The following is an 11269-nucleotide window of genomic DNA, read 5'->3' as shown; positions in this document are numbered from 1 at the left end:
AAAATGAACAATCTAGATAAAGAATTTAAGCTCTCCTCCTGGGCAATCGACAATAAAATGACGGTCTACGTTATTATTGCGATCATCATGCTTGGCGGTTTGCTTTCTTACTACGGAATGCCTCGTGAGGCGTTTCCTGAAATTGTAGAAACCAAGATTTACATTAGTTCTGTAAACCCGGGGAACTCGGCTGAAGATGTAGAGAAATTTATAACAGAACCTTTAGAAGAAGAGTTTAATGATATAGCAGGAGTTAAGGAAATTACCTCAACTACACTTCAGGATTACTCGATTGTTATTGTAGAATTTGAAGAAGATATTAGTGTAGATAACGCCAAAACTAAAGTTAAAGATAAGGTAGACCTTGTAAAAGCTGAAACTACCTGGCCAACTTTAGATAATGGCGCAAAGGTAGAACCTAATGTTTTCGACCTAAATATTTCAGAAGAGCAACCAATTCTGAATATCAATTTAACGGGAGATTATCCAGTTCAGCAATTAAAAACTTACGCTGAATATCTTCAGGAAAAAATAGAATTACTTCCCCAGATCAAAGAAGCAAGCATTCGTGGTGCTGAAGAAATGGAGGTAGAAATTGCAGTCGATATTTATAAAATGTCGGCTTCTAAAGTAAGCTTCGACAATATCGTGAATTCGGTAAGTATGGAAAATAAAACCATCTCTGCCGGAAATGTAATTACCAGCGGTGTCGAAAAGAATATTAGGATCGTTGGGGAAATTCAAGATCCAAAGGAGCTAGAAAACGTGATCGTTAAACGTGATGGCGGCAATATTTTCCTAAAAGATATTGCAGATATCAATTTTAAAGAGAAAGATGCAACTACCTTCGCAAGAGAATATGGCGAGCCGGTAGTGATGCTTGATATCAAGAAGCGTGGTGGTAAAAATATGATCGAGGCGGTAGAAGATATTAAAGAAATTATCGCTGCAGAACAGGAAGATTATCTACCAGAAAATCTACATATTTCTTACTCTAACGATCAATCTACCAAAACGCAAACACAGGTAGATGATCTTGTAAATAACATCATCTTTGGGGTAATATTGGTGGTTTTAGTACTTATGTTTTTCCTAGGATTTAGGAATGCTCTTTTTGTTGGTTTAGCCATCCCACTTTCGATGTTCTTATCTTATATTGTATTATCAAGTCTTGGTTTCACCTTAAACACCATGGTGCTATTTGCTCTGGTAATGGGACTGGGAATGCTGGTAGACAATGGTATTGTTGTAGTAGAAAATGTATATACCCTCATGGACGAAGGGATGTCCAGAAAGCAGGCTGCTAAACAAGGTCTTGGCGAAATTGCGTGGCCAATTATTGCTTCTACGGCAACGACTTTAGCTGCGTTTTTCCCATTAGGTTTATGGCCGGGAACTATTGGTAAGTTCATGATGATCTTTCCTATTACACTTTCTATTGTTTTAGGTTCTTCCTTGTTCGTAGCATTGATCATAAACTCGATGCTGACTTCAGAATTTATGAAGACCGAGGAAGAAGAAATGACCAAGAAAAAACTGATAAGCTTATCGGTAATATTCGCTGCTTTAGGGATCATTTTATTATTAGCAGGATTCTTACTTGATATGGGAGCTTTAAGAGGAATAGGAAACATCCTTATTCTATTGGTGATCTTGTTATGGCTTTACAAATATGTTTTAACTAAGGCTATTGCTTATTTTCAGTTCAAGGCACTTAAAAAACTGGAAAATAATTACGAAGGTACTCTCAAATATGCATTGAGTGGGAAGAGAGCGTATGTGTTTTTCTTCGGAACGGTAATCATGCTTATCCTGTCGTTTATACTGATTGGTGCAGTGCAACCTAATGTTTTGTTCTTTCCAGAGAATGAACCGAAACAAATTATCACCTACATTGAATATCCTGAAGGCACAGATATCCAGAAAACCAACGAGCTTACTAAACAGGTTGAGGAAAGAATCTACGAGGCCATCGAAAAGTATAATGACGATGGTTATAACTATATGGTAGAATCTGCCGTTTCTCAAGTTGGTGAAGGAGCAGGAAATCCCCAAACCGATGGTGGGCAACAAAACGAAATGCCTCACAAAGGGAAGATCACCTTATCAATGCGCGAGTTTAATGAGCGGCGCGGTGTAAAAAGTAGTGATGTTATGGAGGAAATTCGAGCTGCAGTCCATGGTTTCCCTGGTGCCTCGATCATTGTTGAAAAAGATGCAGCGGGACCACCTTCTGGTTATCCTATTAATATTGAAATTAGAGGAGAAGACTACGAAGAAATGTTAGCTGAAGCCGAAAATATGCGTTCTTATATTCAGGAACTTAGTATTGAGGGAATTGAAGAATTAAAGATCGATGTTAACAAATCTAAATCTGAATTAGAGGTTAAAGTAGACCGAAGAAAAGCAGGACAGCTTGGGGTTTCTACAGTGGCTGTAGGACAAACTTTACGTCGAGCAATTTACGGTGAAGAGGTTTCTACTTATAAGGACGGCGATGATGATTATGAAGTTAATGTACGCTTCAACGATAAGTTTAGATACGATGAAAATGCCTTGTTTAATCAGCCAATTACTTTTAGAGATCAAAATAATGGGCAATTAGTACAGGTACCAATTTCAGCATTAGTAGAAACAAAAGTAGCATCATCTTTTAGCTCTATTAAAAGGAAAGATCTAAAGCGTGTAATTACCGTTTATTCGAATGTACTGGGAGATTACAACGCCAATGAAATCGTTCAGCAGCTAAAAACCGAACTCCAGAATTACGAACTACCAGACGAAATGAGCTTTGCCTTTACTGGTGAACAGGAAGAGCAGGCAGATAACATGGCTTTCTTATTAAAAGCTTTATTGATCGCTATTGGAGGGATATTGTTGATTTTGGTGGCACAATTTAATTCGATCTCAAAACCACTAATTATAGTTAGTGCCGTTGTTTTAAGTTTGGTTGGAGTATTCTTTGGATTAATTATTTTCCAAATGGATTTTGTGATCATTATGACGATGATGGGAATTATATCTCTTGCCGGTATTGTGGTTAATAATGCTATCGTACTTATCGATTACACGCAAATATTGATCGATCGTAAGAAAAACGAACTTGGTTTAGCCGACGATGAATTACTTACCAGAGAACAGTATTTTGATTGTATCGTTAGAGGCGGAAAATCAAGATTACGCCCTGTATTATTAACGGCGATCACAACCGTGCTTGGTTTAATCCCGTTAGCAATAGGTTTAAATATCGATTTTTTCGGGTTAATGATCGATTATGATCCCGGCATCTATATTGGAGGTGATAATGTTATTTTCTGGGGACCTTTAGCGTGGACAGTGATCTTTGGATTGGTATTCGCCACATTCTTAACACTGGTTGTAGTACCGGTAATGTTTTACCTTGTGAACCGTGCAAAGGTGAAAACAAGAAATAAAAAACTGGAGCGGAGACAACGAAAATTAGCTAAGAACTAAACAAAAAGAACCCTGTATATTACAGGGTTCTTTTTTTCTAATATCGAACAGTAAATTACCTCGGAGCAAGCCCACGAGGCATTCACTAGAAACATTTTTTTAACCTCGAGGCAAGCCTCGAATATACCCTTTGGCGACGCCAATAAAAAAAGCCCTCAATGATTAAAATCGAGGGCTTTTTCTTTAAACTAAAATCAATCTCTACTCTTCATTAATAGCTAACGAAGATGTAGATGAGATATTATCTACAGATACAATTTGATTTGATTTATATTCTACCTGCTTAATCTTATTACCTTCCCAAAAAAGCCATGTACCAACTTTTTCGCCATCGTTATATTCTGCGAAGGCTGTCTTTTCACCTTTCTCGTCGTAAGAAACCCACTTTCCGTGGAGCTCTCCATTCTTGTACGTACCTTCCTGCCTAATATTTCCGTCTTCATAATAATATGTCCCTTTAATTAAATCACCCTGTTTTTCGAAAACAGGTTTTTTAACTTCATTTTGTGCTACTACTGCTCCACCTAACATCATCAGGGCAGCAATCATTGTATTTTTTATCGTCTTCATAATGCTTTCTATTAATCTTGTGATAACAAATATAAAACAAAGTTTACATTAAAACAATAATTACGTAACATTAAATTAACATTAAAGATATATTTAACTGATTATAAGGTTTTTAAAATATTATTATAAGTAACATTGAGTTTACATTGCGATTTATTTTAGGCTGTTTATTTACTCAAACCACATTTACTTATTACTTTTGCCCCACTAAAATTTTACGAAAACAACTATGTACAGAAGTCATACTTGCGGTGAGCTTAATTCTTCCAAAATCGGGAACGAAGTAACGCTTTCAGGATGGGTGCAAAAAATTAGAAATAAAGGATTTATGATCTGGGTAGATCTTCGTGATCGTTACGGGATTACTCAGCTTATTTTTGATGAAGAAAGATCTTCTGAAGATCTAATGAAGAAAACTGCAACTTTAGGCCGTGAGTTTGTAATTCAGGTTAAAGGTGAAGTTATAGAAAGGGAGTCAAAAAACCCTAATATCGCTACTGGTGAAATCGAAGTTTTAGTAAAAGACATGGACATTTTAAATGCTTCCTTAACGCCTCCTTTTACTATTGAAGATGAAACTGATGGTGGTGAAGATTTAAGAATGAAGCATCGTTACCTTGATATTCGCAGAAACCCGGTTAAAAACAAGCTTGTTTTTAGACATAAAGTTGGGATGCAGGTAAGAAACTTTTTATCCAACCAGGGATTTATTGAGGTAGAAACGCCTTATCTTATAAAATCTACCCCTGAAGGGGCTAGAGATTTTGTAGTACCAAGTAGAATGAACGAAGGGCAATTCTATGCACTACCGCAATCACCACAAACATTTAAGCAGTTGCTTATGGTTGGTGGTATGGATAAATACTTCCAGATCGTAAAATGTTTTAGAGATGAAGACTTAAGAGCAGACAGACAGCCAGAGTTTACACAAATCGACTGTGAAATGGCTTTTGTAGAGCAGGAAGATATTCTAAACATTTTTGAAGGTTTAACTCGTCACCTGTTAAAAGAGATCAACAATGTAGATGTCGATACGTTCCCAAGAATGACTTACGACGAAGCGATGCGTAAATATGGTAACGATAAACCGGATATTCGTTTTGGGATGGAGTTTGCCGAGTTGAACGATATCGCAAAAAATAAAGGATTCAATGTTTTCGATCAACAGGAATTAGTAGTAGGAATCGCTGTACCTGGCGCTGCTGCTTACACCAGAAAACAAATTGATGCCTTAATTAGCTGGGTTAAGCGTCCACAAATAGGAGCAAACGGACTCGTTTGGGCTAAGTACAACGAAGATGCTAGCTTAAAATCTTCAGTAGATAAATTCTATTCTCAGGAAGATCTTCAGGAATGGGCAAAAGCAACTGGAGCTAATCCGGGAGACCTTATTTTGGTAATGGCAGGAGATGCCGGCAAAACAAGATCTCAATTAAGTGCGTTACGTATGCATTTAGGTAACGAGCTAGGACTTAGAAAAGCAGATGAATTTGCTCCACTTTGGGTTATCGATTTCCCGCTTTTAGAATGGGACGAAGAAACCGAACGTTATCATGCTATGCACCATCCTTTTACTTCTCCTAAAGTTGAAGATATTCCATTATTAGAAACAGATCCTGGAAAAGTAAGAGCAAATGCCTATGACCTTGTTTTAAATGGTAATGAAATTGGTGGAGGCTCAATAAGAATCCACGATAAAGAAACGCAATCTAAAATGTTCTCACATCTTGGGTTTACCGAAGAGGAAGCAAAAGAACAATTTGGATTTTTAATGAATGCTTTTCAATACGGTGCACCACCACATGGTGGGATCGCATTTGGCTTCGATAGATTAACTGCCATACTTGGTGGCCAGGAAACAATTCGAGACTTTATTGCCTTCCCAAAAAACAATGCTGGCCGCGACGTAATGATCGATGCTCCATCCAAATTGGACGAAGAGCAACTAAAAGAATTAAGCTTAAAATTAAATATTGAATAAAAAACGAAAATCCTGCTTTACAGCAGGATTTTTTTGTCATAACCCAAAATTGGAGGTTTAGCAGATGTTTTTAAAGGCAGTCCCTGGATTACAAAAGTTTTTGCTGTGGAAGACAAAGCATCTTTCGCAACAGCAGTTTATTTTAATTCTTAGTGCTATTATTGGTTTCACGGCAGGTTTGGGCGCCGTCGTCATAAAAAACCTTACGCATTTTATACAAGATCTGCTGGAAGGGAATTTAATTGCCAATTACCATCATGCCTTTTACTTTATTTTCCCAATCATTGGTCTTGCCTTAACAGTATTTATTATCAAAAAAGTGCTTAGAAAACCGGTTGGGCACGGCATACCTTCAACACTTTATGCCATTTCAAAAAGAAAAGGACTTATGCGGTCCTTCCAAATGTATGGCTCTATATTAACAGCACCCTTAACGGTAGGTTTTGGAGGGTCTGTAGGATTAGAAGGGCCAACTGTGGCAACGGGAGCGTCTCTAGGTTCTAACATTTCTCGTTTATTCAGGATGAATCAAAGTGCGCGTACATTACTTGTAGGATGTGCTGCTGCAGGCGCTATGTCTTCTATTTTTAAAGCTCCCATCGCGGCTATTATTTTTGCGATAGAAGTGTTCAGCTTAGATCTTACCCTGGTGAGCATGTTGCCTTTACTAACTGCATCGGTATCTGCTATTCTTACTTCATATTTCTTTTTTGGGTCAGACACTATTTTACCTTTTGAGCTTAGAGACGATTTTGTAATTTCTGAAGTGCCATTTTATATGATCTTAGGTTGTATTTGTGCTTTAGGATCGATGTATTTTACAGTGATCTATTTCAGAATACATACATTATTTGGTAAGATTGAGAATAAATTCATTCGACTCTTGTTGGCAGGAACGGGTTTAGGAATCATCATCTATTTTATTCCGCCTTTATATGGTGAAGGTTATGGTGTTATAAACAATCTTTTAGCCGAAAATTATATTCAGGCCTTGGGAACAAACTTTTTAAATGATTTTCTGGATAACATTTGGGTTGTAATTCTCTTATTGGCAGGACTAGTTGTTTTTAAGATTTTTGCTACCTCGCTTACATTTGCTGCTGGTGGTGTAGGTGGTATCTTTGCACCAGTGCTCTTCATGGGAAGTGCATTGGGCCACTGCTTTGCCTTAGTCGTTAATCACCTTGGGATAACAAACAGCCCTATTTCTACAAGTAGTTTTACGATGGTAGGGATGGCCGGATTAATGGCAGGTGTTTTACACGCTCCTTTAACTGCAATTTTCCTTATTGCTGAATTGACAGGAGGATACGAACTTTTTGTTCCGCTAATGATTACGGCTTTGATCTCATATATGATCACCAATACCGTACAACCGCATTCGGTTTACACCTTAGAATTAGCAAAAAGAGGAGAACTTTTAACGCACGATAAAGACCAAACGGTTTTAACTTTGCTTAACATTAACCAGATTATCGAAAAGAATTTTATCCCATTAAAAGTATCGATGAACCTGGGTGATGTTATACATGAAGGAGTAATAAAATCTTCCCGAAATATTTTCCCGGTAATCGATAATAATGACAATTTTATGGGAATTATACTTCTGGATGATATAAGACCTATAATGTTTAAACAACATTTATACGATGAAATTACGGTAAGTGATATTATGCAAAGAGCTCCAGATATTATCGACCTTCAAAATGATAGTATGAAGACAATCATGAAAAAATTTCAGCACAGTGCTGCCTGGAATTTACCGGTCGTAAAAGAAGACAAATACGTGGGCTTTATCTCTAAATCGAAAATGCTAACCGCCTATAGACAAAAATTAATTGAAGTAACCGTTTAAAGAGTAGAAGATATTATGAAGATCGTAATGAGGATTTTAGGAATAGCGATATTAATTGCGATAGCAGTAGGTTTTTATTTTAGAATTGCAGAAGATGATATAGTAACCGGAGATCGCATTATAGGCATAGCCGTATTAACCTCATCTTTTGTACTTATGCCTATATTTTTAGTTGTTCGATGGAGAGGAAAAAAACTTGAAGATTATACGCTAAGCCCTAAAAACATGAAAAAGATGCGCGATAAAGGCATAGATTAATGTACTAAAAGCGTTAAAAAAATTTCTTAATCTTTCTATTTTATTGAACCATTGTCAATAATATTATATTATGTTTGTACTTTATTAATTATTATTTTATTACAATGGAAGGTACAGTTAAATTTTTCAATGAATCTAAAGGTTACGGATTCATAACCAACGACGACACAGGAAGAGACATCTTCGTTCACGTAACAGGAATCGACGGTGAAACTCTAAATGAAGGAGATAAAGTGGAGTACGTTGAAAAAGAAGGACGAAAAGGTCTTAACGCAGACCAGGTTCGTGTTATTGGATAGTGCATATAGATTAGATTATATATAGTATTCAAATGCTAAAGCCGCTCGATGAGCGGCTTTTTTTATTGGCACCGCCAAAGGAAAAAATACCCAGAGGCTTGCCTCGAAATTAAAAATTTGTTTCCAACAAATGCCTCAAGGGCTTGCTTCGAAGTAGTTTACTCCCCATTTTATATTCTCCTCTTCCCTTCCATTTATATTCAGTAAAAAATATTCTGTTTCCTTCTGCTAATAGCAATTTAATAGTCATTCTAATAAAGCAAAAATCTATTCATTTTAAGCTGAAACGATTTACAAGAAAACTCTTGAAAGAGATTCTTTAATGGATAACATTAAACAAATTATAAAATCTCAAAATTCTCTATTTTTATTTGTACTTAATCTAAATAAGTATAAATTTGCCGACAATTGAATTTCGGATGGAGAAAAAATTACTACTATTTTTATTCGCTTTACTGCCACTTGCTGTTTTTTCCCAGCACAATCTAAGTGGTGTTGTTAAAGATGCCAATGGATATATTATTGCCGGAGCTACAATTAGCTTAAATGGTAATGGTATAGATCGTGAAGTAAAATCTAATGCTTCAGGAATCTATAAATTTCAAGACCTATCTTCAGGAAAATACTATTTACAAATAACCAAAGGTGATTTTATAGGATATGATGAAGTTTCGATCAAAAATGCAAACCTTCGATATGATATAAATCTAAAAAACGATAAAGATTACGAGCTTGGTGAGGTTGCGATAAAGGGAGAAACACAGAAAACCAAAATGGAAAAAAAGGGTTTTGCTCTTAACGTTGTTGAAACAGAAGAAGCAAGCCAGAGAAACATTCAAACGAACGAACTTCTTAATACAACAGTTGGGGTAAAATTACGCCAAAATGGTGGATTAGGATCTCGTGTAGAATATAGCCTGAATGGATTATCAGGAAGTGCCGTTCGTATTTTTATTGATGGAATTCCTATTTCAACCTTCGGTTCCTCATACAGCCTAAACAGTATTCCGCCTTCTATGATCGATCGTATCGAAGTCTACAAAGGCGTTGTACCAGGTCATTTAGCTGATGATGCTCTGGGAGGAGCTATAAACATCGTTTTGAATAAAAAATCTAGAACAAACCTGAATGCTTCAGTTTCTTATGGTTCTTTCAATACATTTCAAGCGAGCGCTAATGGATTATATCGCTTTGAGAAATCGGGTTTCACTGTAAAAGCATCAGCTTTCCATAATTATTCAGATAATGATTATGAGGTTTCTGGTCGTAGTGTTGTTGTCACTGGACTAGGCGGAGTACAAACTCCTATTACCTCCAGAAGATTTAATGATGCCTATCGATCTACCGGCGGAATGATACAGGCTGGTTACACTAATGTAAGTTGGGCAGACCAATTTTTAGTTGGCTTCACAGGCTCAGATGATTATAAAGAGGTTCAGCACGGTGCTTTTATGACGATCACACCCTACGAAGGCAGATTTTTTGAATCTGATGTCGCTCTGGCAAATCTAACTTACCAAAAGAAAGATCTATTTATACCTGGATTAGACGCAAACATAAATGGATATTATGGTTCAAGAAATAGGCAGGTTAACGATACCGTATCATGGGCTTATAGCTGGAATGGTGAACGCGCTATAGATTTTAGAGGAAACGAATACAAATATCCATGGGGATCTCAGCAAGAAGGGGGGCCAACCCTGGCCAAAATCAGTAGAAATGTTGCCTCTGTAAGAACAGGATTATCTTACGAAATCAATGAAAATCATAAGATCTTAGCCAATCATGTACATAGTTCGATAGATAGAGAGGATAGTGACGAGCTTAGACCTTTATTAGAAAATACTTTTGTAGGAACTCGAGATCTATATAAAAACATCTACTCTCTTACTTACGAATTGAATGCGCTGAATGATAAACTGCAAGCTAGCCTATTTGGTAAATATTACCAGCAAAAAACAGTTAGCAAGGATCCAGAAATTCAAACAAATGGTAACGGAAACCGTGTAATTGTAGATGAAGTTGTTAGCAGTAATAAAAAGTATGAAGGTTATGGCTTTGCTGCTTCTTACGAACTGAGCTCTAACATTACTTTACTTGCTTCTGCAGAAAAAGCTGTTCGACTACCTAATGAAACAGAAATTTTTGGTAATGATGGTGATAATGTGGTAGCAAACTCAAGCATAAATCCAGAACAGAGTAATAACTACAACCTAGGTTTTAGACTGGGATCATTTAATTTGATGCGTCACCAGTTTACCATTTCAACTAACCTCTTTACCAGAAATATTAAAGACAGAATTGGTCTTCCTATAGAAACTTCTTTAAATGTAGACGACGAACTTATTCTCTACGTAAACCAGGGAAGCGGAACATCCAAAGGATTTGATGCGCAGTTCAATTACACTTACAACAACAATTTCAACCTGAATTTTAATATCTCACACTTTGATCTTAAGGTAGAAAACAGAGGCGTAGAAATCGATGTGCCCAATACACCATTTTTAACTATGAATGGAAATGCAAGCTATTCGTTTAAGGATCTAATTCAAAAAAAATCACATTTAAACCTGTTCTATACCATGTATTTTACAGGAGAATTCTCTTACCTGGTACCGCAGGGAGAAAACACTACTGGTGATGACTTTTTTAAAGTTCCACAACAATTAGCTCAGGATCTGGGCTTAAGCTACACCTTCCCTAACCCAAATTTCGTAGTGAGTTTCGATGTAAAGAACATTTTCGATAAGCCGGTTTATGACAATCTATCGGTACAGAAACCAGGAAGAGCTTTCTATTTAAAATTAAACTATAGAATAAACAATTTCTAAA

7 protein-coding genes are annotated in these 11269 nt (G+C 36.6%); 6 read left to right on the top strand and 1 reads right to left on the bottom strand.

The annotated features are described in order from the left end of the window. The first annotated feature begins 3 nt into the window (after nt 1-3). Nucleotides 4-3474 (top strand): efflux RND transporter permease subunit, encoded by a 3471-nt coding sequence (locus tag INR75_RS05545; RefSeq protein WP_223091111.1) that lies wholly within the window; start codon nt 4-6, stop codon nt 3472-3474. 201 nt (nt 3475-3675) lie between these two features. On the opposite strand, the gene INR75_RS05540 is transcribed toward INR75_RS05545, so the two are convergent. Next, complete coding sequence (locus tag INR75_RS05540; RefSeq protein ID WP_223091110.1) at nt 3676-4044, bottom strand: toxin-antitoxin system YwqK family antitoxin; 369 nt, start codon at nt 4042-4044, stop codon at nt 3676-3678. 229 nt (nt 4045-4273) lie between these two features. Between INR75_RS05540 and aspS the strand changes: the two genes are divergently transcribed. The 5 genes from aspS to INR75_RS05515 all read left to right on the top strand — a co-directional run bounded on the left by aspS (nt 4274) and on the right by INR75_RS05515 (nt 11268). Then, nucleotides 4274-6025, top strand: a complete 1752-nt coding sequence (gene aspS, locus INR75_RS05535) for an aspartate--tRNA ligase (RefSeq protein WP_223091109.1) — start codon at nt 4274-4276, stop codon at nt 6023-6025. A gap of 64 nt (nt 6026-6089) precedes the next feature. Then, nucleotides 6090-7880: a chloride channel protein gene (locus tag INR75_RS05530; RefSeq protein ID WP_092540011.1), complete on the top strand. Its 1791-nt coding sequence runs from the start codon at nt 6090-6092 to the stop codon at nt 7878-7880. A gap of 15 nt (nt 7881-7895) precedes the next feature. Then, complete coding sequence (locus tag INR75_RS05525) at nt 7896-8138, top strand: hypothetical protein (protein ID WP_175486970.1); 243 nt, start codon at nt 7896-7898, stop codon at nt 8136-8138. A 104-nt stretch (nt 8139-8242) separates the two neighbouring features. Then, nucleotides 8243-8437 (top strand): cold-shock protein, encoded by a 195-nt coding sequence (locus tag INR75_RS05520; protein WP_013073924.1) that lies wholly within the window; start codon nt 8243-8245, stop codon nt 8435-8437. Between the two features lie 419 nt (nt 8438-8856). Then, a complete protein-coding gene (locus INR75_RS05515; protein WP_223091108.1) occupies nt 8857-11268 on the top strand; it encodes a TonB-dependent receptor in 2412 nt (803 codons plus the stop codon). Nucleotide 11269: the final 1 nt, after the last annotated feature.

The organism is Zunongwangia sp. SCSIO 43204 (genome assembly GCF_019904275.1).
Lineage (GTDB): Bacteria > Bacteroidota > Bacteroidia > Flavobacteriales > Flavobacteriaceae > Zunongwangia > Zunongwangia mangrovi.
This window is presented reverse-complemented; position numbering and strand designations above follow the sequence as displayed.

Bases quoted from the DNA above. Each gene is read 5' to 3' on its own strand.
- INR75_RS05545 (WP_223091111.1), top strand. From the start codon at position 4: ATGAACAATCTAGATAAAGAATTTAAGCTCTCCTCCTGGGCAATCGAC.
- INR75_RS05540 (WP_223091110.1), bottom strand. From the start codon at position 4,044: ATGAAGACGATAAAAAATACAATGATTGCTGCCCTGATGATGTTAGGT.
- aspS (WP_223091109.1), top strand. From the start codon at position 4,274: ATGTACAGAAGTCATACTTGCGGTGAGCTTAATTCTTCCAAAATCGGG.
- INR75_RS05530 (WP_092540011.1), top strand. From the start codon at position 6,090: ATGTTTTTAAAGGCAGTCCCTGGATTACAAAAGTTTTTGCTGTGGAAG.
- INR75_RS05525 (WP_175486970.1), top strand. From the start codon at position 7,896: ATGAAGATCGTAATGAGGATTTTAGGAATAGCGATATTAATTGCGATA.
- INR75_RS05520 (WP_013073924.1), top strand. From the start codon at position 8,243: ATGGAAGGTACAGTTAAATTTTTCAATGAATCTAAAGGTTACGGATTC.
- INR75_RS05515 (WP_223091108.1), top strand. From the start codon at position 8,857: ATGGAGAAAAAATTACTACTATTTTTATTCGCTTTACTGCCACTTGCT.